General features: G+C 68.4%; 21 protein-coding genes. 6 read left to right on the top strand and 15 right to left on the bottom strand.

Annotation, left to right across the window (positions count from 1 at the left end; all coding sequences use genetic code 11):
• The 8 genes from NFT33_RS11770 to NFT33_RS11735 all read right to left on the bottom strand — a co-directional run.
• Positions 1 to 269 (bottom strand): recombinase family protein (locus NFT33_RS11770; protein ID WP_251675492.1); only part of this gene is annotated, 269 nt, incomplete at its 3' end.
• Between the two features lie 129 nt (positions 270 to 398).
• The gene (locus NFT33_RS11765) at positions 399 to 611 is read right to left on the bottom strand and encodes a DUF3330 domain-containing protein (RefSeq protein ID WP_000993245.1); all 213 of its coding nucleotides are present in this window, start codon (positions 609 to 611) and stop codon (positions 399 to 401) included.
• A 65-nt stretch (positions 612 to 676) separates the two neighbouring features.
• The gene (merE, locus tag NFT33_RS11760) at positions 677 to 913 is read right to left on the bottom strand and encodes a broad-spectrum mercury transporter MerE (protein ID WP_001087807.1); all 237 of its coding nucleotides are present in this window, start codon (positions 911 to 913) and stop codon (positions 677 to 679) included.
• Complete coding sequence (gene merD / locus NFT33_RS11755) at positions 910 to 1,275, bottom strand: mercury resistance co-regulator MerD (protein WP_001277463.1); 366 nt, start codon at positions 1,273 to 1,275, stop codon at positions 910 to 912. Before merD ends, merE begins: the two co-directional genes overlap by 4 nt.
• A gap of 17 nt (positions 1,276 to 1,292) precedes the next feature.
• Complete coding sequence (merA, locus tag NFT33_RS11750) at positions 1,293 to 2,975, bottom strand: mercury(II) reductase (RefSeq protein WP_003055149.1); 1,683 nt, start codon at positions 2,973 to 2,975, stop codon at positions 1,293 to 1,295.
• A 38-nt stretch (positions 2,976 to 3,013) separates the two neighbouring features.
• Complete coding sequence (gene merC, locus NFT33_RS11745) at positions 3,014 to 3,421, bottom strand: organomercurial transporter MerC (RefSeq protein WP_000522993.1); 408 nt, start codon at positions 3,419 to 3,421, stop codon at positions 3,014 to 3,016.
• 27 nt (positions 3,422 to 3,448) lie between these two features.
• Positions 3,449 to 3,724, bottom strand: a complete 276-nt coding sequence (merP, locus tag NFT33_RS11740) for a mercury resistance system periplasmic binding protein MerP (protein WP_000732276.1) — start codon at positions 3,722 to 3,724, stop codon at positions 3,449 to 3,451.
• 15 nt (positions 3,725 to 3,739) lie between these two features.
• Positions 3,740 to 4,090 carry a mercuric transport protein MerT gene (locus NFT33_RS11735; protein ID WP_001294660.1) on the bottom strand — a complete coding sequence of 117 codons (351 nt, stop codon included), beginning with the start codon at positions 4,088 to 4,090 and terminating at the stop codon, positions 3,740 to 3,742.
• 71 nt (positions 4,091 to 4,161) lie between these two features.
• Between NFT33_RS11735 and merR the strand changes: the two genes are divergently transcribed.
• From merR to NFT33_RS11710, 5 genes are all read left to right on the top strand, one after another.
• Positions 4,162 to 4,617, top strand: coding sequence for an Hg(II)-responsive transcriptional regulator (gene merR, locus NFT33_RS11730; RefSeq protein WP_001166628.1), 456 nt, complete (start codon positions 4,162 to 4,164; stop codon positions 4,615 to 4,617).
• A 134-nt stretch (positions 4,618 to 4,751) separates the two neighbouring features.
• Complete coding sequence (locus NFT33_RS11725) at positions 4,752 to 5,243, top strand: thioesterase family protein (RefSeq protein WP_251675490.1); 492 nt, start codon at positions 4,752 to 4,754, stop codon at positions 5,241 to 5,243.
• Between the two features lie 155 nt (positions 5,244 to 5,398).
• Positions 5,399 to 5,851, top strand: coding sequence for a hypothetical protein (locus tag NFT33_RS11720; protein WP_220786533.1), 453 nt, complete (start codon positions 5,399 to 5,401; stop codon positions 5,849 to 5,851).
• 36 nt (positions 5,852 to 5,887) lie between these two features.
• Entirely contained in the window at positions 5,888 to 6,967 is a 1,080-nt protein-coding gene (locus tag NFT33_RS11715) for a glycosyltransferase family 2 protein (protein WP_251675488.1), read from the top strand.
• The gene (locus NFT33_RS11710) at positions 6,964 to 7,956 is read left to right on the top strand and encodes an ATP-grasp fold amidoligase family protein (protein ID WP_251675486.1); all 993 of its coding nucleotides are present in this window, start codon (positions 6,964 to 6,966) and stop codon (positions 7,954 to 7,956) included. The genes NFT33_RS11715 and NFT33_RS11710 overlap by 4 nt, the downstream gene beginning before the upstream one ends.
• On the opposite strand, the gene NFT33_RS11705 is transcribed toward NFT33_RS11710, so the two are convergent.
• From NFT33_RS11705 to NFT33_RS11675, 7 genes are all read right to left on the bottom strand, one after another.
• Positions 7,944 to 10,424 (bottom strand): glycogen/starch/alpha-glucan phosphorylase, encoded by a 2,481-nt coding sequence (locus NFT33_RS11705; protein ID WP_251675484.1) that lies wholly within the window; start codon positions 10,422 to 10,424, stop codon positions 7,944 to 7,946. The genes NFT33_RS11710 and NFT33_RS11705 overlap by 13 nt on opposite strands.
• 30 nt (positions 10,425 to 10,454) lie before the next feature.
• The gene (gene glgA / locus NFT33_RS11700; RefSeq protein ID WP_251675482.1) at positions 10,455 to 11,927 is read right to left on the bottom strand and encodes a glycogen synthase GlgA; all 1,473 of its coding nucleotides are present in this window, start codon (positions 11,925 to 11,927) and stop codon (positions 10,455 to 10,457) included.
• A complete protein-coding gene (gene glgC / locus NFT33_RS11695; RefSeq protein WP_220786528.1) occupies positions 11,924 to 13,192 on the bottom strand; it encodes a glucose-1-phosphate adenylyltransferase in 1,269 nt (422 codons plus the stop codon). Before glgC ends, glgA begins: the two co-directional genes overlap by 4 nt.
• A 67-nt stretch (positions 13,193 to 13,259) precedes the next feature.
• Positions 13,260 to 14,930: an alpha-D-glucose phosphate-specific phosphoglucomutase gene (locus tag NFT33_RS11690; protein ID WP_251675480.1), complete on the bottom strand. Its 1,671-nt coding sequence runs from the start codon at positions 14,928 to 14,930 to the stop codon at positions 13,260 to 13,262.
• 85 nt (positions 14,931 to 15,015) lie between these two features.
• Entirely contained in the window at positions 15,016 to 17,139 is a 2,124-nt protein-coding gene (glgX, locus tag NFT33_RS11685) for a glycogen debranching protein GlgX (protein ID WP_251675478.1), read from the bottom strand.
• 20 nt (positions 17,140 to 17,159) lie between these two features.
• The gene (glgB, locus tag NFT33_RS11680; protein WP_376744154.1) at positions 17,160 to 19,451 is read right to left on the bottom strand and encodes a 1,4-alpha-glucan branching protein GlgB; all 2,292 of its coding nucleotides are present in this window, start codon (positions 19,449 to 19,451) and stop codon (positions 17,160 to 17,162) included.
• A 38-nt stretch (positions 19,452 to 19,489) separates the two neighbouring features.
• Positions 19,490 to 21,181, bottom strand: coding sequence for an alpha-glucosidase (locus tag NFT33_RS11675; protein WP_251675475.1), 1,692 nt, complete (start codon positions 21,179 to 21,181; stop codon positions 19,490 to 19,492).
• Positions 21,182 to 21,495: 314 nt separating this feature from the next.
• Between NFT33_RS11675 and NFT33_RS11670 the strand changes: the two genes are divergently transcribed.
• Positions 21,496 to 22,518 carry an acyltransferase family protein gene (locus tag NFT33_RS11670; protein ID WP_251675474.1) on the top strand — a complete coding sequence of 341 codons (1,023 nt, stop codon included), beginning with the start codon at positions 21,496 to 21,498 and terminating at the stop codon, positions 22,516 to 22,518.
• Positions 22,519 to 22,522: the final 4 nt, after the last annotated feature.

Here is a 22,522-nt window from a genome sequence, read left to right as displayed (position 1 = left end):
TTGCTCAACACCTCGCGCATGACCTGTCTTGCTCGGTACAGTGGCCAGCTGCGTATGGGCCAATGATCATATGGGACCCAACAGCTATGCACCACCACGGTGTCGCCCTCGCGGACGAAGGCCAGCAGCCTTTCCAGCTCGGGACGCTGGGTGTCCTTGCCAGAAGCCTTGTCGGTGAACACCCGCGCCACCTGAACACCCTCCAATTGCCGTTCCGGGTTCTGGTCGAAGCTGCTGACGCGGACATAGCCGATGCGTTGACCTTGCAAGATGCCTCCAAAGGCAAAAGTGTCAGGATGAAATCTATTACCTTTGACGGAATATGTCAATCAATAGGAAATTTAACTCTATTCTGACATCGTTTGCACATGGCATCTGACATCAAGTTAGGGTATGCCTCAATCTGACGGCTGCGAACCGCCAGGGACAGGCGCAATGTCAGATTCTGTCGCGGCCTTGGCGCGTGCCTGGAAGCGTTCATAGCAATCCAGCCCGCAGAAATGTTCGACGTATTCCGCGCCTTCCGGGGTGAAGGCGGCATCGAGCGGAATTTCTTTGCAGCATACGCAGCAGGTGGTGCAACTGGCAGTGTTCGGGGCGTTTGCGTTCATGGTGGTACTCCTCCAGATTGGTAGCGAAGCTCAAAGCTGCCCACTCTCGGCTGGCTGGGAAGCGGTCATGATCTTCCCTTGAAGGCCCGCAGCAGCCGCGTCACAGACAGGACAAACAAGCCGGTCAGCGTGAGGGCTGCAATACCCCAGTGCTCCCCGATGAACGCGCCGGCCGTCGTGCCGGCTAGCACAATGGCGAGAATCGGCAAATGGCAGGGACAGGTGAGCACGGCCAGCGCGCCCCACAAGTAGCCGGTGATCGGTTTGTGCGTCTCAGACGGCAAGTGCTCTGGGCTGTTCATGGCAGACTCTCCGCGTGCTGTGCCGGTTCGGTTGGCATGGCGGCCAGTTGCATTTCGAGGCTGGCCAGGGCCTCGCGCCGACGCTCGACGAGTTGCCGCAACACGGCAAGCTGCGCAGACGCACCGTCACCGTCCGCAGCATCCAGCGCCCGGCACAGCCGCGCCAGTGCGTCCAGGCCGATACCCGCTTCGAAGGCAGCCCGTACAAAGCGCAGCCGTTGCAACGCGGTGTCATCGAACAAGCCGTAGCCGCCCGTGGTGCACGCGACCGGCCGTAGCAATCCGCGCAGCAGGTAGTCGCGCACGATATGCACGCTCACCCCGGCATCAAGGGCCAGCCGGGACACTGTGTAGGCGCTCATTGAACACCTCCTTTTCCTCATCCGGCGCAGCACGAAAGCTGCTTCACGTCCTTGCTGAAGGTCTGCGCCGCGAGCTTCAGCCCTTCGACCATGGTCAGGTAGGGGAACAATTGGTCGGCCAGTTCCTGCACGGTCATACGGTTGCGAATGGCGAGCACCGCCGTCTGGATCAGTTCACCCGCTTCCGGGGCCACCGCTTGCACGCCGATGAGCCGTCCGCTACCTTCCTCGATGACCAGCTTGATGAAGCCGCGTGTGTCGAAGTTGGCAAGCGCACGCGGCACGTTGTCCAAGGTCAAGGTGCGACTGTCGGTCTCGATCCCGTCGTGATGTGCTTCCGCCTCGCTGTAGCCCACGGTGGCGACCTGCGGGTCGGTGAACACCACGGCCGGCATTGCGGTCAGGTCCAGGGCCGCATCGCCGCCAGTCATGTTGATCGCAGCACGGGTGCCGGCCGCTGCCGCCACATAGACGAACTGAGGCTGGTCGGTGCAGTCGCCAGCCGCATAAATGTGTGGCGTACTGGTGCGCATGCCCTTGTCGATGACGATGGCCCCCTGCGCATTGGCAGCGACTCCCGCCGCTTCCAATGCCAGGCTGCGCGTGTTCGGTGCCCTGCCAGTGGCGACCAGCAGCTGGTCGGCGCGTATTTCACCGTACCCGGTGGTCAGCACGAATTCGCCGTCCACATGCGCGACCTGGCTGGCTTGCGTGTGTTCCAATACCTTGATCCCTTCGGCACGGAACGCGGCTGTAACGGCCTCGCCGATGGCCGGGTCTTCGCGGAAGAACAGCGTGCTGCGTGCCAGGATCGTCACTTTGCTGCCCAGCCGGGCAAAGGCTTGCGCCAGTTCCAGCGCCACCACAGACGAGCCGATCACGGCCAGGCGCTCGGGAATGGTGTCGCTGACCAGGGCCTCGGTGGAAGTCCAGTAGGGTGACTCTTTCAGGCCCGGAATCGGCGGCACGGCCGGGCTGGCACCCGTGGCGACCAGGCAGCGGTCGAACGCCACCACACGCTCGCCGCCATCGTTTAAACGGACGGCAAGGCTCTGGTCGTCCTTGAAACGCGCTTCACCATGCAGCACGGTGATGGCCGGGTTGCTGTCCAGGATGCCTTCGTACTTGGCGTGGCGCAGCTCATCGACGCGCGCCTGCTGCTGGGCCAGTAGTTTGCTGCGATCAATCGCAGGCACAGTCGCCGCGATGCCACTGTCGAATGGGCTTTCACGGCGCAAATGGGCGATATGGGCAGCGCGGATCATGATCTTGGACGGCACGCAGCCGACATTGACGCAAGTACCGCCGATGGTGCCGCGCTCGATCAGCGTGACGTTCGCACCTTGCTCGACGGCCTTCAGCGCCGCCGCCATCGCGGCTCCGCCGCTGCCAATAACGGCGACGTGCAGTCCGTCCCCATCACCACCAGCCTTGTCGCCACCGCCCAGCCATCCCAGCGCCTTGCCAAGCAGTCTGCCCCGCGCTGAAGTGGATGGGGCATCGGCGGGTGTGGCCTTGTAGCCGAGGCCGGCCACAGCGGCGGTCAGCGCCTCTGGCGAGGTGCCGGGATCGGTGGCGAGTTGCGCGGAGCCTTTCGGGTAGGACACGAGCGCCGACAGCACGCCCGGCACTTTCTCCAGGGCGTCCTTGACATGTGTCGCGCACGAGTCGCAGGTCATTCCGGTGATATTCAAATACATTGCATCGTTCCTTTTCGTTTCGGCAACTGCCAATGCAGTTAGCCGTGTTTGGGTGGTAGTTCGCAGCGGCGGTTGGCCGGTGAGAGCAGATCCCAGATCGACACCCCGATCATCAAGGCCAGACCGACATAGAGGAGGTTCGCCGTCCACCAATTGCCAAAAAACAAGAGCATGGCCGCCAGCACGATGGCTGGGCCGACCATCCCGAGCAGGCTGCGGTACCATTGCCGATGACTCAGCCAGCCCAGTGCATTCGCCAGCAAAGCCACGACTGCGAACAGCGGCAGCAGCTTGGAGATAAACAACCCTTCGTATTCCTGTAGAAAGCCAAGGCCGATGGCCGCGCCCAGGCTGGCGATAGCCGGGAAACAGGCAGCGCATCCCATCGCGGAAACAACGCTGCCAAGCGCGCCAGCCTTGTCGGCAATGCGTGTAATCAGTCCCATGATCGCCCCAGGTTCGGGTTCAGTGGCTCACTGCTTGACGCTGGACGGATAGCCCGCGTCTCCGGTTGCCTTGGTCAGCTTCTGCACGCTGGTCTTGGCATCATCGAACGTGACAACCGCTTCGCGTGTCTCGAAGGTCACGTCAATTTTGCTGACGCCTTCGACCTTGGAAATCGCCTTCTTGACGGTGATCGGGCAGGTGGAGCAGGTCATGCCCGGTACGGACAGCGTGACGGTCTGGGTGGCGGCCCACACGGGGGCAACAACGGCAGCGAGGGCGAGGGCGGCAAACAGTTTTTTCATGATGAACTCCTGTGATTAATAGAAAAATGGCATGACGTAGGGAAATCCGAGCGCGACCAGGACCAGCGCGGCCACGATCCAGAAAATGAGCTTGTAAGTAGCTCGCACTTGGGGAATCGCGCAGACCTCACCCGGTTTGCAGGCTTGCGCCGGGCGGTAGATGCGCCGCCAGGCGAAAAACAGCGCGACCAGCGCTGCGCCGATGAAGATCGGGCGATAGGGTTCCAGCACCGTCAGGTTGCCGATCCATGCCCCGCTGAACCCCAAGGCGATCAAAACCAGCGGCCCCAGGCAGCAGGCCGACGCAAGAATGGCGGCCAGCCCACCGGCGAAGAGCGCGCCGCGCCCGTTTTGTGGTTCAGACATACGCTTGTCCTTTCAAATTTGGTTTGGATAGCTTAAGCTTACTTCCGTAGTTATGTACGGAGTCAAGCGATATGCAAATTAATTTTGAGAATCTGACCATTGGCGTTTTTGCCAAGGCGGCCGGGGTCAATGTGGAGACCATCCGGTTCTACCAGCGCAAGGGCCTGCTGCCGGAGCCAGACAAGCCCTATGGCAGCATTCGCCGCTATGGCGAGGCGGATGTAACACGAGTGCGGTTCGTGAAATCGGCCCAGCGGCTGGGCTTTAGCCTGGACGAAATCGCCGAGCTACTGCGGCTGGAGGATGGCACCCATTGCGAGGAAGCCAGCGGCCTGGCCGAGCATAAGCTCAAGGATGTGCGCGAGAAGATGGCCGACTTGGCACGCATGGAGGCCGTGCTGTCTGAACTGGTGTGCGCCTGCCATGCGCGGAAAGGGAACGTTTCCTGCCCGCTGATTGCGTCACTGCAAGACGGAACGAAGCTCGCTGCATCGGCGCGGGGGAGTCACGGGGTGACTACGCCTTAGCGTGCTTTATTTTCCGAATTCTGAGACGACCCCATGTGGGCTCTTGTCTGTCTGCGTGGGCCCTCGCCTGCGCGAGGGTGACGGGCGATGCGCGGGTGACAGGCGAACACGCGGCCAACGGGGGAAACTGCCGCATGACCCCCGACGACACCCCCGCCCCCCGCGACCCCGCCGAGCAGGCCCGCCTCCACCTCGCCCTCACCGAGCTGTGGGAGCAGCGCCTGAGCTTCAACCAGCTCCTCGGCCTCAAGGTCGATTCCCTCGACCCCGACCACCCTCGCCTGCGCCTGGACATGCGCCCCGAACTCGTCGGCCACTTCCTCTACGGCCGCCTCCACGGCGGCGTCATCTCCGCCGCCCTCGACGCCGCCGCAGGCTTCGCCCTCACCCTGGCCATCGCCCGCAAGCACCCCCACGAACCCACCGCCCAGATCCTCCAGCGCTTCTCCCGCGTCGGCACCATCGATCTGCGCGTCGACTACCTCCGCCCAGGCCTGGGCGCTCACTTCATCGCCTCCGCCGAGGTCACTCGCCTCGGCGGCCGCGTCGCCTCCGCCCTCATGCGCATGCACAACCACGACGGCTTGCTCATCGCCACCGGCGCTGCGGCTTATGTCGTGAGCTAAGTGTCGGGCGCAGGCTCTGGCGAGGCTCGACTCTCGATCCTCGTGCGGGCTGCGGATGCTGCGGAAAAACGGGAACAAGGCGCTGCAGGAGGCTGGGTTGTCCGTGGGGGGATCGTCCCCACACTGAGGAGAAATCTTCTTTGCGGAGTTCCTCCATGGCTGCCCTCTTTCTCTGGATTTCTGTCCTCGCTCTGCTGGCGCTGTGGTCCCTGACGGTCTGGGCCGGTCATGCGGCGGCGGTCTGGGCGGTCTCGAATGCAGGCGCCCTGTCGGGCACGGCCGCCGACATCGCCGCCATCCGTCTGCCGCCCTGGCTGGAGTTCTGGGTGCCACGCGAGGTTCTGGAGTGGCTGCCGCGCATGCTGGCCGATCTGGCACCGCTGATCGACAGCCTGCTGCAGGCGGTGCCCGCGCTGGCGGGCGGCCTGACCGCGCTCGCCTGGGGCGTCTGGGTTCTGGGCGGGCTGCTGCTGGTGCTGCTGGGCATCGGCCTGCAGCTGCTGGTGTCGCTGCGGCGCTCGCGTTTGCCCGGCGGCGGCCGATCGGCGGGTGTTCAGGGTCTGGCGGCTCTGGCCGGCCGCTGGATGCGGCAGCGCACCGCGCGCTGAACGGACTTTTCTGAAACAGGATGTATCCTTGCGCCCATGCGGGTTTCCATCCTGATCAGCAGCCACAACTACGCACGCTTCCTGGGTGAAGCGATCGACAGCGCGCTGGCGCAACGTGACGGCGGGCCCGACGGCCTGCCGGTGCCCGAGGTGGAGGTAATCGTCTGCGACGATGCCTCCAGCGATGGCTCCGATGCGGTGATCCGGCGCTACGGCACGCGCATTCGCCACTGGATCAGCCCGGATAACCGCGGGCAGGCCTCGATGATGAATGCCGCGATGGCGCTGTCCACCGGCGACTGGGTGCTGTTCCTGGACGCGGACGACCGGCTCGAGCCCCAGGCCCTGGCGCATTGCCTGGAACGGCTGCGCGCCGAGCCCGACGGCGGACGCGATGTGGCCAAGATCCAGTTCCTGCTGCGCTGCGTCGACCGCGAGGGCCGCTGCATGAGCCGCACCATTCCCTATCTGATGCACGATGGCGACGTGCGGCCGCTGATCCGGCGCTTCGGCAGCTACGGCGGACCGCCCTCGAGCGGCAATCTCTACCGCCGCAGTGCGATCGCGCGCTATTTCCCGCTGGTCGAGGCGGACTGGCGGCGTGCCGCCGACACGCCGCCTTTCATCCTGGCGCCCTTTCATGGCCGCGTGCTGGGCATCGACGCGGCCCTGGGGGCCTACCGGATTCATTCCGGCGCGAATCGTGCGCGCGGCTGCTTCGGCAACATCGCCGCCCGCCATGCCGACACGCTGAGGGTGGATCTGCACCGCCGCGAGGCGTCGCTGGCGCTGCTGGCGCGCCACGGCGGCGAGCGCATCGAAGGCCCCTTTCTGCCGGCGCCGTGGAACCTGCGCACCCGGGTGCTGTCCTGGCGCACCGAGCCGCAGCGCCATCCCTACCGGCATGACGACGCGCTGCGCCTGCTGCGGCTGCAGGCGCGCTCACTGCGCGAATGCCCGGGCTACACCCGGCCGGAACGCTATGCCTCGCAGCTCTGGCTGATGGCGATGCTGGTGGCGCCGACGTCGCTGGCCAGCCGGATGGCGGTGACCAACACCTCCGGCCGGCTCAGACGCTGGCTGCGTCGGCTCCGGCCGGACACGGCGGTCGCATGAACGCCGGCTCCACCGCAGGCGCAGGCGCGGGCGCCCCGCCGGGCCTGATCGACCGCCTGCGCCATCTGGGCCGGCGCCTGCGCGGCTTTCATCGGCCGGATCTGTGGCTGGCGCGCCGGATCGGCCGGGTGCTGCCCGACCGGCTCTATCTGGCGGTCGGCCATCTGATCTACTTCGGCCGCTGGCCCGACTACCGGCAGCCGCGCAGCTTCAACGAGCACATCCAGGCCTACATGCTGCGCTGCCGCTCGCCGCTGCTGCAGCTCGCGGCCGACAAGGCCGCCGCCCGGCAGTGGGTGATCGAGCAGGTCGGCGACACGCATGTGCTGCCGCAGCTCGGTCTGTGGACACACGCCGAGGCGGTTCCGCTGCGCACGCTGGCGCGCCCCTGCGTGCTCAAGCCGACGGTGGGCAGCGGCCGGGTGATCTTCCTGCGCGAGAACGATCCGCCGCTGGACGCCGCCGCCGAGGCCGCGCTGCGGCTGGAGATGCAGCGCTGGCTCGACACCGACTTCAGCCGCCAGAGCCGCGAGTGGTGCTATTCAGGCCTGCGCGGGCGTATTCTGGCCGAGCCAATGCTGAACGATCCGAGCGAGCCCGGCGGCATTCCGCCGGATCACAAGGTCTATGTGATCGGCGGCGCGGTGCGCTTCATCCAGGTCGACCGCGGCCGCTTCGGGCGGCACACCCGCAATCTCTACGACACCGACTGGCGGCTGCTGCCGGTACGGCTGACGCTGGACAACCATGCGCCCGACCCGCGCCCGGCCGAGCTCGACGCGATGATCGCGCTGGCGCTGAAGCTGGCCGCGCCCTTCGAGTTCCTGCGCGTCGATCTGTATCTGTGCGAGGGGCGGCTGATCGTCGGCGAGCTGACCAGCTATCCGGGCGCCGGCTTCGAGCGCTTCATGCCGTCGGACTTCGCGCTGGATCTGGGCGCGCACTGGACGCGCGCGATGCGCGCCCGCCCCGACGATCAGCCCGCGTGAGGTGCCGCGGCCGGCACGATGACCGGCCGGGTATGCCAGATCTCGTGCGCGTACTCGGCGATGGTGCGGTCCGACGAGAACGGCCCCATGCCGGCGATGTTGAGCACCGCACGGCGGGTCCATTCGTCGGCGTTGCGGTATAGCGTGTCGACCCGGTCCTGCGTGGCGACATAGCTGGCGTAGTCGGCCAGCAGCAGATAGTGGTCGCCCCAGTTCACCAGCGCGTCGAAGATCGGCTGATAGCGGCCGGGATCGTCGGGGCTGAAGACGCCGTCGCGGATCGCGTCGAGCACCGCACGCAGCTCGGCATCGGCCTCGTAGATCGCGCGGGGCTGATAGCCGCGGGCGCGGATGTCGGCCACCTCGGGCGTGGTGTGGCCGAAGATGAAGATGTTCTCGTCGCCGACCTGCTCGCGGATCTCGACATTGGCGCCATCGAGCGTGCCGATGGTCAGCGCGCCGTTGAGCGCGAACTTCATGTTGCTGGTGCCCGAGGCCTCGGTGCCGGCGGTGGAGATCTGCTCGGAGAGATCCGCCGCCGGAATGATGACCTCGGCCAGGCTGACGCTGTAGTTCGGGATGAAGACCACCTTCAGCCGGCCGCCGACCCGCGGGTCGTTGTTGATGACCTTCGCGATGTCGTTGGTCAGCTGGATCACCAGCTTGGCCATGCGGTAGGCCGAGGCCGCCTTGCCGGCGAACACCACCACGCGCGGCACCCACTGCGCGTCCGGATTGGCCAGGATGCGCTGGTAGCGGGTGACGACATGCAGCAGGTTGAGCAGCTGGCGCTTGTATTCGTGGATGCGCTTGACCTGCACGTCGAACAGCGCGTCCGGATTCAGGTCGATGCCGAGCTGCTTGAGCACCAGGCGGCCGAGCCGCTCCTTGTTCTGTCGCTTGACCTTGCGCACCGCGCCCAGGAAGCCCGGCAGGTCCAGCGCATGGCGCAGGCTGTCGAGCTGGTCGAGCTGACGCCGCCAGCCCCGGCCCAGACGCTGGTCGAGCAGCGCCGCCAGCCCCGGATTGGCCTGCGCCAGCCAGCGCCGCGGCGTGACCCCGTTGGTCTTGTTGTTGAAGCGCTCGGGCCAGAGCTGCGCGAAGTCGCGGAAGATCGAGGCCTTCATCAGGTCGGAGTGCAGCGCCGAGACGCCGTTGATCGAATGGCTGGCCACCACCGCCAGATAGCCCATGCGCACCCGGCGCTCGCCGGCCTCGTCGATCAGCGAGACACGGCGCAGCAGGTCCGGATCACCGCCGCCGCGCTGGGCCACGCCGCCGAGGAAATGCGCGTTGATGTCGAAGATGATGCGCAGATGGCGCGGCAGCACCCGGCCGAGCATCTCGACCGGCCAGGTCTCCAGCGCCTCGTGCATCAGCGTGTGGTTGGTGTAGGAGAACACCTTCTGGCAGAGCTGCCAGGCGTGTGTCCAGGGCACGCGGTGCTCGTCGACCAGCAGCCGCATCAACTCGGGGATGGCCAGCACCGGGTGGGTGTCGTTGAGGTGGATGCTGACCTTGTCGGGCAGCGCCTCGAAGCCGGTGTGGGTGCGCAGATAGCGGCGCAGCAGGTCCTGCAGGCTGGCCGAGACGAAGAAGTATTCCTGGCGCAGGCGCAGCTCGCGCCCGGAGGCGGTCGAGTCGTCCGGATAGAGCACCCGCGAGACGTTCTCGCTGTGGTTCTTGGTCTCGACCGCGCCGAAGTAGTTGCCCTGGTTGAAGGCGCGGAGATTCATCTCCTCGGTGGCCTTGGCCGACCACAGCCGCAGCGTGTTGGTCGCCTCGGTGCCGTAGCCGGGAATGATGGTGTCGTAGGCCATCGCCAGCACATCGTCGGTGCCGACCCAGCGCACCGTGTCGCCGTGCTGCTCCAGGTGGCCGCCGAAGCGCACGCGGTACTGCACCTCCGGGCGCGGGAATTCCCACGGGTTGCCGCCGGTCAGCCAGTAGTCGGGCACCTCGACCTGGCGGCCGTCGACGATCTGCTGGCGGAACATGCCGTAGTCGTAGCGGATGCCGTAGCCGAAGCCGGGCACGCCCAGCGTCGCCATCGAGTCGAGAAAGCACGCCGCCAGCCGACCCAGGCCGCCGTTGCCCAGCGCCGCGTCGTGCTCGAGGTCGAGCACCTTGTCGACGTCGACATCGAGCTCGGCCAGCGCCTGGCGGATTACCGGCATCAGCTCGAGCGCCAGCACCGCATTGGTGAAGGTGCGCCCGATCAGGAACTCCATCGAGAGGTAGTAGACGCGCTTGACGTCCTGCGCGTACTGCGCGCGGGTCGTCTTCATCCAGCGCTCGACCAGGTGGTCGCGCACCGCGTGCGACACCGCGTGCAGCCAGTCCTCGGGACGGGCCGAGACGGGATCCTTGCCGACGGTGTACATCAGCTTGGTCGAGATGGCGCGCTTGAAGGCGCCGACGTCACGGGCAAGCTGCTCGTACTGGTGCTCGAACTGGGTCAGGTCCATGGGAATGATCGGGCGAAGAGGGAGAGATCGTCAGGCGCTGACCTGGCGGTAGAGCGCCTGGTAATGGCGCGCGGCGGCCGTCCAGCCGAAGTCCTGCCGCATCGCGCGCTGCTGCACGGTACGCCAGTCGGCCGGGCGGCGGAACAGCGCCGCGGCCCGCTCGGCGGCCCACAGCAGCGCGCCTGCGGAAAATTCGTCGAAGACGAAGCCGGTGGCGTCGCGGTCGAGCGTCTCCAGTCGCGTGTCGGCCACGGTGTCGGCCAGGCCGCCGACACGGCGCACCAGCGGCAGCGTGCCGTACTTCAGGCCGTAGAGCTGGGTGAGCCCGCAGGGCTCGAAGCGCGAGGGCACGGCGATCGCGTCGCTGCCGGCGATCAGCCGGTGCGCGAAGCGCTCGTCGTAGCCGATGCGCACCGCGATGTCGCCCGGATGGGCAGCGGCGGCTTCCGCGAACGCCGTCTCCATCCAGGCGTCGCCGCTGCCCAGCATCGCGAACTGCCAGCCCAGCGCGCGCAGGCCCGGCAGGGCTTCCAGCACCAGGTGCAGGCCCTTCTGCTCGGTCAGGCGGCTGACGATGCACAGCAGCGGCCGTGCCGGATCGACCGTCAGGCCGAGCTCCTGCTGCAGCGCCGCCTTGCAGGCGGCCTTGCCGTCGAGCGCATCGACATCGTAGTTCGCTGGCAGCAGCACATCGGTGGCCGGATGCCAGACCGCGTCGTCGACGCCGTTGAGAATGCCCGAGAGGTCGACGCCGCGGGTGCGCAGCAGCCCGTCGAGGCCACAGCCCTGCTCGTGGCCCTGGATCTCGCGCGCGTAGGTCGGGCTGACGGTGGTGATGCGGTCGGCGAAATACAGCCCGCCCTTCATGAAGCCGATCTGGCCGTGGAACTCGACGCCGTTGACGCCCCAGAAGCCGCTGGGCAGGCCCAGCTCCTGGAAGTGATGCCCGGCGAAGCCGCCCTGGTAGGCCAGGTTGTGCACCGTGAAGACGCTGCCGGCGAAATGCTGGTGGCGCGCCTGCTGCGCCGCACGCAGATAGACCGGCGCCAGGCCGGCATGCCAGTCATGCGCATGCAGCACTGTCGGATGCCAGATGGGATCGAGCCCCTGCGCCAGCTCCGCGGCGACCCAGCCCAGCAGCGCGAAGCGCAGATGGTTGTCGCCGTACGGGTGGCGGTTGGCGTCGGCATACGGCCCGCCCGGACGGCGGTAGTAGCCGGGCGCGTCGATCACATAGGCGGTGACGCCCTCGCCCACCGCCGGCAGCCGGCCCCACAGCAGCCGCGTGCCGCCACTGCCCCAGTGCAGCGCCGACGGCGGCTGCAGCTCGGCCACGACCACCGCCTCCTGCAGCCCGTCCAGGATGGCGTCGAAGCCCGGCAGCAGCACCCGCACCTCGTCGCCGAGCGCGGCCAGCGCCGGCGGCAGGGCGCCGGCGACATCGGCCAGACCGCCGGTCTTGAGCAGCGGGAAGATCTCGGCACAGACCTGCAGGACTCTCATAGCGCGGCAATCATCCTGCGGGTCACCAGGACCACGCCGTTGTCGGTGCGGAAGAAGCGCTGGGCATCCAGTTCAGGATCCTCGCCGATGACCAGGCCGTCGGGCAGCCGGCAGCGCCGGTCGATCACCACCTTGCTCAGGCGGCAGCCACGGCCGATCTGCACGTCGGGCAGCACCACCGCCTGGTTGATCTCCGAGAAGGAGCGCACCAGCACGTTGGAGAACAGCACCGAGTTGCGCACCGTCGCGCCCGAGACGATGCAGCCGCCCGAGACCAGGCTGTCGATCGCCTGACCGCAGCGGCCCGGCTCGTCGTGCACGAACTTGGCCGGCGGCAGCTGTTCCTGGTAGGTCCAGATCGGCCAGTCGCGGTCGTACATGTTCAGCTCGGGCGTGGTCGAGGCCAGATCGAGGTTGGCCGCCCAGTAGGCATCCACCGTGCCGACATCGCGCCAGTAGGCGCGCGAGTACGGCGGGTTGGCGATCGCCGACATCGAGAACGGATGCGCCAGCGCCTGGCCTTCCGAGACCGCCTTCGGGATCAGGTTCTTGCCGAAGTCGTGCTCGGAATCCGGATCGGCCGCATCCTCCTCGAGCAGGCGGTAGAGATAGTCGGCGCTGAACACATAGATGCCCATGCTCGCCAGCGAGGTGTTCGGATCGCCCGGCATCGGCGGCGGATCGGCCGGTTTCTCGACGAACTCGACGATGGCGCGGTTCTCGTCGATCGCCATCACGCCGAAGCCCTTGGCCTCCTCGCGCGGCACCTCGATGCAGCCGACCGTGACGCCCCGGCCGCTGGCGGCGTGGTCGGCCAGCATGATCGAGTAGTCCATCTTGTAGATGTGGTCGCCCGCCAGCACGACGATGTACTCGGGCGGGGTCGAGTTGCGGATGATGTCGAGGTTCTGGTAGATGGCGTCGGCGGTGCCGCGGTACCAGGATTCCTCGTCGACGCGCTGCTGCGCCGGCAGCAGGTCGACGAACTCGCCCATCTCGTTGCGCAGGAAGCTCCAGCCGCGCTGCAGGTGGCGCAGGAGCGAGTGCGACTTGTACTGCGTGATGACGCCGATGCGGCGCATGCCGGAGTTCATGCAGTTCGACAGCGCGAAGTCGATGATGCGGAACTTGCCGCCGAAGTGGACTGCCGGCTTGGCGCGCCGGTCGGTCAGATCCTTCAGGCGCGAACCGCGGCCACCGGCCAGGACCAGGGCAAGCGTGCGACGTGCCAGCGTGCGGCTTTCTGTGTAGCGGGTGATGTCCATGAGGCAGGTCTCCTTGTGCTCTGCTTGCTGTGTGCTGGTGAGGAACGGGAACAGGCGGGATCAGGTGTCAGGTGATGACGGTCGGCGCGGTCTGGCCGGAGAGTTCGCGGATGCGCGCCACCGTGTCGGCCAGCGCGATCAGGTCGGCCAGCGCGTCCTGGGTCGGCCGGTCATGGTCGCCGTCGGCCGGCTCGAAGCGCTCGAGGTAGACGCGTAGCGTCGCGCCCTCGGTGCCGGTGCCCGACAGGCGGAAGACCACCCGCGAGCCACCGGCCAGGATCAGGCGCACGCCCTGACGGCTGGAAACCGAGCCGTCGACCGGATCGGTGTAGGAGAAATCGTCCGCCTGCGCGATCTCCAGCGCGCCGAAGCGCTGGCCCGCCAGCGTCGGCAGCTGCTCGCGCAGCGCCGCCATCAGCGCGTCGGCGCGCTCGGTCGGGATGCCCTCCCAGTCGTGGCGAGAGTAGTAGTGGCGGCCGAAGCGCTTCCAGTGCGCGCGCACCAGCGACTCGACCGAGTCGCCGGTCGCCGCCAGCAGGTTCAGCCAGAACAGGATGGCCCACAGGCCGTCCTTCTCGCGCACATGGTTCGAGCCGGTGCCGTAGCTTTCCTCGCCGCAGAGCGTGGCCCGGCCGGCGTCGAGCAGGTTGCCGAAGAACTTCCAGCCGGTCGGCGTCTCCCAGGCCGGAATGCCCAGCGCCTGCGCGACCACGTCGGCGGCCTGCGAGGTCGGCATCGAGCGGGCGATGCCGGCCAGGCCGTCGCGGTAGCCCGGCACCTTGGTGGCATGCGCGGCCAGCAGCGCCAAGCTGTCGGAGGGCGTCACGACGAAATCGCGGCCCAGGATCATGTTGCGGTCGGCGTCGCCGTCCGAAGCGGCGCCGAAATCGGGCGCGCCGGCGCCGCTCATCGCGGCGATCAGCTCGGTGGCGTGGGCAGGGTTCGGGTCCGGGTGATGGCCGCCGAAGTCCTCCAGCGGCTCGCCGTTGACCACCGTGCCGGCCGGCGCGCCCAGCAGGCCCTCGAGCACCGCGCGGGCGTAGGGGCCGCTGATCGCGCCCATCGAGTCCATGCGCATGCGCCCGCCCCGGGCGAACCAGGCGCGCATCGCGTCGAAGTCGAAGAGCTTTTCCATCAGCTCGGCGTAGTCGGCCACCGGGTCGATCACCTCGACCGTCATGCCGGCCAGCGCGGTGGTGCCGAGCCGGTCCAGGTCCAGATCGGCCGCGCCCGCGAGCGTGCGGTACTCGGCGATGTCGCGGGTGCGGGCGTAGATGGCCTCGGTGATCTTCTCCGGGGCCGGGCCGCCGTTGGCGATGTTGTACTTGATGCCGAAGTCACCGTCCGGGCCGCCGGGGTTGTGGCTGGCCGACAGGATGATGCCGCCGTAGGCGCCGTGCCTGCGGATCACCGCGCTGGCCGCCGGCGTCGACAGCAGGCCGCCGCGGCCCACCATCACGCGGCCGACGCCGTTGGCGGCCGCCATCTTCAGGATGGTCTGCACCGCCACCCGGTTGTGGAAGCGGCCATCGCCGCCCACCACCAGCGTCTGGCCCGCCAAGGGGCCCACCTGCTCGGGCAGGATGTCGAACAGCGCTTGGACGAAGTTCTCGAGGTAGTGCGGCTGCTGGAAGACGGTGACCTTCTTGCGCAGGCCGGAGGTGCCGGGGCGCTGGCCGTCGAACGGCCGGGTGGAGACGATCTGGACGGTCGGAGCGTTCGGTGCGGTCGAGGTCATGGAAGCGTTCGGACTCATGGAATGAAGCTGGAAAACATTGTGCGCGGAGGCTATGCGCCGCGAACTACGGCGATTCCCGATGTGTTCACCGATCTGCGGCCTCGCTGCGATGGATCAGCAGCGCACGCGCCGGCAGCACCGCGACCGCGCCGGCGGCCAGCGCGGCGGCCTCGGGGTCGGGCGCGCCGCCCGGGCGGCTGCTGTCGAAGAGCGCCACCCAGCGCCGCCCCGGCCCCGGGTCGGGCAGCCGCGCCTCGCGGGCGATGTGCTGCGGATGCACCGACACCAGCACCGCCTGCGCATCGGCCGCCGCCTGCAGGCGGATCAGCAGCGTGCGGTCCTGGGAATCGCTCCAGTCGCCGTCGTGCATCGCACGGCCGGCCGGATGCCACCAGAGCACATCGGTGCAGCCCTGCGCGTCGGGCGTGCCGCGCAGCCAGCGGCCGATGCGCAGCGAGGCCAGCGTCTGGCGCCAGTGCCCGAGCCGGCGCGCGGTGGCCAGCAGGTCGTCGTCCTGCTGCGGCCAGTCCAGCCAGCTGATGGCGTTGTCCTGGCAGTAGGCGTTGTTGTTGCCCTGCTGGCTGTGGCCGATCTCGTCGCCGGCCAGCAGCATCGGCGTGCCCTGCGACAGCCACAGCGTCGCCAGCAGCGCCCGCTGCAGGCGCGCGCGCAGCGCGAGCACCGCGGCATCCTGCGTCGGCCCCTCCACGCCGCAGTTCCAGCTGCAGTTGTGGTGGTGGCCGTCGCGGTTGTGCTCGCCGTTGGCGTGGTTGTGCTTGTGGTCGAAGCTGACCAGATCGCGCAGCGTGAAGCCGTCGTGCGCGGTGATGAAGTTGATGCCGGCGGTCGGCGCGCGGTGCTCGTGGCGGAACTGCGCGCTCGATCCGGCGAAGCGGTGCGCAAAGATGCCGCGGTCGCCCGCATCGCGCAGCCACCAGGCCCGGATCGTGTCGCGGTACTGGTCGTTCCACTCGCTCCAGCCCGGCGGGAAGGCGCCGAGCTGATAGCCGCCCGGGCCGATGTCCCAGGGCTCGGCGATCAGCCGCACCGAGGCCAGCACCGGATCGGCGCGCAGCGCGGCGAAGAAGCCGGCCTCGCGGCTGAAGGCGCCGTCGCGCCCGCGCGCCAGCACCGGCGCCAGATCGAAGCGGAAGCCGTCGACGCCATAGGTCTCGACCCAGTGGCGCAGCGAGCCGGCCACCAGCTCGACCATGCGCGGCTCGGCCAGATTCAGGCAGTTGCCGCAGCCGGTCCAGTTCTCGTAGAGATCGGCGCGACCCTCGGCCCGGCGCAGATGGTAGGCGCGCGCATTGGCTAGCCCGCGCAGCGACAGCGTCGGGCCCAGCTCGTCGGTCTCGGCGCTGTGGTTGTAGACCACGTCCAGCACCACCTCCAGGCCGGCGGCGTGCAGGTCGCGCACCATCTGGCGGAACTCGCCCTCGGGCGTGGTGCCGGGGCGGCCGCTCCAGTAGCGCGGCTCCGGCGCCAGGAAGCCGATGCTGGAATAGCCCCAGTGGTTGGACAGGCCCAGGCGCTGCAGCCGCTCCTCGTCGGCGCGCGCGTGCACCGGCAGCAGGCTCAGCGTGGTCACGCCCAGCGCCTGCCAGTGCGCGATCATCGCCGGATGCGCCATCGCGGCGTAGCTGCCGCGCAGCTCGGCGGGAATGTCGGGATGGCGCATCGTCGTCGAGCGCACATGCGCCTCGGCGATCACCACCCGGTCGGCCGGATGGCGCGGGCGCTCGGCCGGATCGACCTTCGGCGTCGGCGCGACCACCCGTGCCTTCAGCGCGACCGCGGCGTTGTCGCGCGTGTCGGGCTGGCGCACGTCGGCGGCATCATGGCCGTGATAGAGGCTCAGGTCGACGCCCGGCCCGCCATAGGTGCCGACCACCGCCTGCGCCCACGGATCGAGCAGCACCCGGGCCGGATTGAAGCGGTGCCCCTCGCGCGGCGCCCAGGGCCCGTGCGCGCGCAGGCCGTAGACCGTGCCCGCGCCCAGCCCTTCGCCCAGCAGCCGGCCATGCCAGACACCGTCGGTGCAGCATGGCAGCCGCACCCGCGCCTGTTCCACCTGGCCGTCCGCATCGAACAGGCCGACCTCGACCGCCGTCGCGTCCGGCGCCCACACCGCGATGTCCAGCCCGCCCGCGACCGGCGTCGCGCCCAGCGGCGCCGGCCGGCCCGCCTCGATCCTCACGACCTTCATCACCCGATCCGACCGATCCGTCAATCGATCACCAGCATCACGGTGGCCAGCGGCGGCAGCGTCATGACGATCGACTGCGCCTGGTCCTGCCACGGCAGGGCCTCGCTCTCGAGCACGCCGTTGCCGACGCCCGAGCCGCCGTAGACCGCCTGGTCGGTGTTGATCAGCTCGCGCCAGGCGCCGGCCTGCGGCACGCCGATGCGCCAGCCGTGGCGCACCACCGGCGTCAGGTTGCAGATCACCAGCACCCGCGCGGCGTGGCCCGCCTCGTCGGGCGCGGCACGGCGCTCGAAGACGATCACCGAATGCTGCGCGTCCTCATGGCTGACCCAGGCGAAGCCGTCGGGCTGCACATCGCGCTGGTGCAGCGCCGGATAGTGGCGCAGCACGCTGTTGAGGTCACGCACCAGGCGCTGCACGCCGGCATGCGGCGCCTGCTCGAGCAGCGGCCAGTCGAGCTGCGCGGCCTCGTTCCACTCGTTCCACTGCGCGAACTCGCAGCCCATGAACAGCAGCTTCTTGCCCGGATGCCCCCACATGAAGCCGAGATAGGCGCGCAGGTTGGCGAACTTCTGCCAGTCGTCGCCGGGCATCTTGCGGATCAGCGAGCCCTTGCCGTGCACCACCTCGTCATGCGAGAGCGGCAGCACGAAGTTCTCGCTGAAGGCGTACATCAGCGAGAAGCGCAGCTGGTCATGGTGATGGCTGCGGTAGACCGGATCACGCGAGAAATAGGCCAGCGTGTCGTTCATCCAGCCCATGTTCCACTTGTAGTGGAAGCCCAGGCCGCCGGACTGCAGATCCTGCGAGGGCGGACGCGTCACCAGCGGGAAGGAGGTCGACTCCTCGGCGATCATCACCGCCTCCGGGCGCTGCGTGCCGACGATGAAGTTGGCACGGCGCAGGAACTCGATCGCCTCGAGGTTCTCGCGGCCGCCGTGGCGGTTGGGGATCCACTCGCCGTCGCGGCGGCTGTAGTCGCGGTAGAGCATCGAGGCCACCGCGTCCACCCGCAGGCCGTCGATGCCGAAGCGCTCGATCCAGTACAGCGCGTTGCCGACCAGGAAGTTGCGGACCTCGGTGCGGCCGTAGTTGTAGATCAGCGTGTTCCAGTCCTGGTGGAAGCCCTCGCGCGGATCGGCATGCTCGTAGAGGTGCGTGCCGTCGAACTCGGCCAGCGCGAAGGCGTCGGTCGGGAAGTGGCCCGGCACCCAGTCCAGGATCACGCCCAGCCCGGCCGCGTGCGCCGCATCGACGAAGGCGCGGAAGTCCTCCGGCGTGCCGAAGCGCGAGGTCGGCGCATACAGGCCGGTCGGCTGATAGCCCCAGGAGCCGTCGAAGGGATGCTCGTGCACCGGCAGCAGCTCGATGTGGGTAAAGCCCAGATCGCGCACATAGGGCACCAGCTGCTCGGCCAGCTCGCGGTAGCTGAGCCAGCGGCCGTCCTCGCCGTGCCGCCACGAACCCAGATGCACCTCGTAGACCGACACTGCCGCGTCCAGCGCATTGGCCTGGCGGCGCGTCTCGTCGATCGCCACGCCGGGCAGCAGGCGCTGCACCACCGAGGCGGTCTGCGGCCGCACCTCGGCGCGGAAGGCGTAGGGGTCGGCCTTGACCCGCACCACGCCGTCGGCGCCCAGCACCTCGAACTTGTAGAGATCGCCCTCGCCGACCTGCGGCACGAAGATCTCCCACAGCCCGCACTCATGGCGGCGGCGCATCAGGTGGCGCCGGCCGTCCCACTGGTTGAAGCTGCCGACCACCGAGACGCGGCGCGCGCTCGGCGCCCAGACCACGAAACGGGTGCCGCCGGTGCCCTCGTGGATCTGCGGATGCGCGCCCATCCACTCGTAGGGCCGGTGGTGCGTGCCCTCGGCCAGCAGGTAGAGGTCGGTGTCGCGGATCAGCGGCGCGAAGCGGTAGGCATCGTCGACCACCACCGGCTCGAGCGCGCGGCCCTCGGCATCGGTCCAGCGGATGCGCAGCCGGTACTCGAACGGGTTGCGCCGGCGCGGCACCGCGCCGGTGAACAGCGCGCTGCTCTCCTGGCGCGTCAGCGCGCACAGCCGCCGGCCCAGCGCGTCGAGCAGTTCGACCTCGGCTGCGCCGGGCAGCAGCGCACGCACCACCAGCGCGGTGCCGGTGTGATGCATGCCGAGCACCGCGAACGGATCGCCGTGGTCGGCGCGCATCAGCGCGTCCAGCGTCGCGGCATCGACCCGGCCGGTCTCGGGCACGGCGACCGCCGTCGGGGAAGTCTTCTTCGCGGGGGCGGCCGGAGCCGGGGACGGAGCGGAGGTCTTGCGGGGCATGGGGCGAGAAGAAGCGAGAAGAAAACGGTGAGCGGAAGTTATGCGGTCGCCAATGCAACCGCTGCGCCAAGCGGATCGATCTGCAGGCGCAGGCCATCGGCGCCAAGCCGGGCCGCGGTGCCCAGCGGGGTCCCGGTCTGCAGCGCGACCCCCTGCCAGCCGGCAGGAAGCAGCAGCTCGACCGGTTGATCCGAGGTATTGAAGGCCAGCAGCATGCACTCCTGTGGTGCGCCCGTGGCGTCAGCAGGATCAAGCCGGCGCTCGAACATCAGCACCGATTCGGGCGCATCGACAAAGCGGATCGAGCCCTCGCGCAGCAGCGGCGTGGCGCGGCGCCAGGCCAGCAGCGCCTGCGCGGTCTTCAGCACCGAGTCCGGCGCGGCCTGCTGGCGATCGGCTGCCCTGGCCTGCTGCGCCGCGCTGACCGGCAGCCAGGGCTCCACCGTCGAGAAACCAGCCTGTACCTCGTCGGCCTGCCAGGGCATCGGCGTGCGGCAGCCGTCGCGGCCCTTGAACTCCGGCCAGAAGGCCAGGCCGTAGGGATCCTGCAGCCGCTCGTAGGGCACGTCGGCCTCGGGCAGGCCGAGCTCCTCGCCCTGGTAGAGGCAGACGCTGCCGCGCAGCGTCAGCAGCATCGCCAGCTGCAGCTTCGAGCGACGGTCGTCGGACAGGCCGTCGCTCGACCAGCGGCTGGCCACCCGCGGCACGTCATGGTTGGAGAAGGCCCAGCAGCCCCAGCCGCCGGTGCGCGCGATCTCGCGCTCGAGCTTCTCGACCTCGGCGCGCAGATGCGCCGGCGCGCAGTGCGCGGTCAGCAGGCTGAAGCTGTAGGCCATGTGCAGGCGGCGACCGGCCTCGGTGTAGTCGGCCATCAGCGGCGGCGCGTTCTCGTCGCCGACCTCGCCGATGCTGGCCGCGCCGAAGGCATCGAGCACGCCGCGCAGCCGCTCCAGGAACGCCAGGTTCTCGGGCCGGCTCTTGTCGTGCAGGTGCTGCTGCATCGCGTAGGGGTTGTCGGCGCGCACCGTCGAGACCTCGCCGCCCTGCGCCGGCGGGTTGTCGCGCAGCTGCGCGTCGTGGAACTGGTGGTTGCAGGCATCGAAGCGGAAGCCGTCGACGCCCTTCTCGCACCAGAAGCGCACCTCGCCGAGCAGCGCGTCCTGCACCGCCGGGTTGTGGAAGTTCAGGTCAGGCTGGCTGGAGAGGAAGCTGTGCAGGTAGTACTGGCGCCGGCGCGAGTCCCACTGCCAGGCGCTGCCGCCGAAGACGCTGAGCCAGTTGTTCGGCGGCGTGCCGTCGGGCCGGGCATCGGCCCAGACATACCAGTCGCTCTTCGGGTTGTCGCGGCTCAGGCGGCTTTCCTGGAACCAGGCATGCTGGTCGGAGGTGTGCGAGAGCACCTGGTCGATCATCACCCGCAGGCCGAGCTGGTGCGCGCGCGCCAGCAGCGCGTCGAAGTCGGCCAGCGTGCCGAAGATCGGATCGACATCGCGGTAGTCGCTGACGTCATAGCCGAAGTCCTTCATCGGACTGCGGAAGAAGGGCGAGATCCAGATCGCGTCGACGCCGAGCGATGCCACATGTTCCAGCCGCGCGGTGATGCCGGGCAGGTCGCCGATGCCGTCGCCGTTGCTGTCCTGGAAGCTGCGCGGATAGATCTGATAGATCACCGCGCCGCGCCACCATGCGACCTCGGACGGACCGGCGCTTGGCGAGGCCGGATTTTTCATGTTCTGGATCATGCGTTTCATCTTGCCATGTAACCGCGACGGAACCCATCCTGAGGAAGACCCGGCTGTTCCGATTTTCGGCAGAGCAATCCAAGCAATCGGCGTGCCCTGGCACCGCTTTCATTTCAGTCTGGATTCCTGCCGGGCCCATGAACAGATGATTCGTGACTTAACTTGCATCTGGTAACTTTCATGCGCGTGAATTTTTCGCGCGAGCACCAGAAACCGCATCGTTGCCAGTCACCATGCCAGGAACATCCAGCATCCCCGGGCCAGCCACCGATCAGGCGCGCCAGACGCATCCAGCGCATCGCGTGCCTCAGGTCGATCCGCGCCGACAGGACTGGGTCGACATCGCGCGCGGAATCTGCATCCTGGCGGTCGTCGGCTACTGGGCCACACGCAGCCTGCATGCCAGCGATGGCGCCGCCAGCTGGCTGGGCTATCTGAGCGTCGCGATGCAGCCCTTCCGGATGCCGGACTTCTTCCTGCTGTCAGGCCTGTTCATGGCGCAGGTCATCCGCAGGCGCTGGTCGCATTTTCTCGATCGCCGGGTGCTGCATCACCTGTATTTCCTGCTGCTGTGGGCACCGATCCTGGTGATCGGGCAATGGCTGCTGGGCCAGCACCGTCCGCAAGGCATGACGGATGCGCTCGCACAGCTGCTGCTGGCGCTGTGGAAGCCGCCGGCGATGCTGTGGTTCCTGCTGATGCTGCCGATCTACGCGCTGGCCTCGCGCCTGCTGCAGGCGGTCTCGCCCTGGGTGGTCGGTCTGGCGGCCACGCTGATGCATCTGTTCCCGCTGCACACCGGCATTCCGGTGCTCGACTGGTTCGGCATGTACTTCGTGTTCTTCCATGCCGGCCATGTGCTGGCGCCCTTCTTCATGGCGCTGGCCGCGCGCAGCCAGGACCAGCCGCGCTGGGCGCTGCGGATGCTGGCGCTGTGGCTGCCGGCCCATCTGGTGCTGATGCTGTACAAGCCCGCGCCGTGGCCACTGGTTCAGTTCATGCTGGGCATGGTCGGCATCGCGGCGGTGGTGATGGTGTCGGCCCTGCTGTCAGGCCGCGCACCGGGCCGCTGGCTGCAGGGCGCCGGTCGCGGCTCGCTGGCAATCTATCTCGGCTTCTGGCTGCCGATGCAGGCACTGGCGCCGCTGCTGGCCGATCTGGGCCTGCCGCTGGCCTGGCGGGCGCTGCTGCTGCCGGCTGGCGCGATCATCGCCGCGCTGGCGCTGAACCGGCTGGCGTTGCGTCACGGCGCCGCCTGGCTCTACCGGCGCCCGACGCGAGTGCGGCTGCCGGTCGATGCCGGCGATCGCCGGGTGACGACCTGAGGAC

The organism is Sphaerotilus sp. FB-3 (genome assembly GCF_023706025.1).
Classification (GTDB): domain Bacteria; phylum Pseudomonadota; class Gammaproteobacteria; order Burkholderiales; family Burkholderiaceae_C; genus Sphaerotilus; species Sphaerotilus sulfidivorans.
This window is presented reverse-complemented; position numbering and strand designations above follow the sequence as displayed.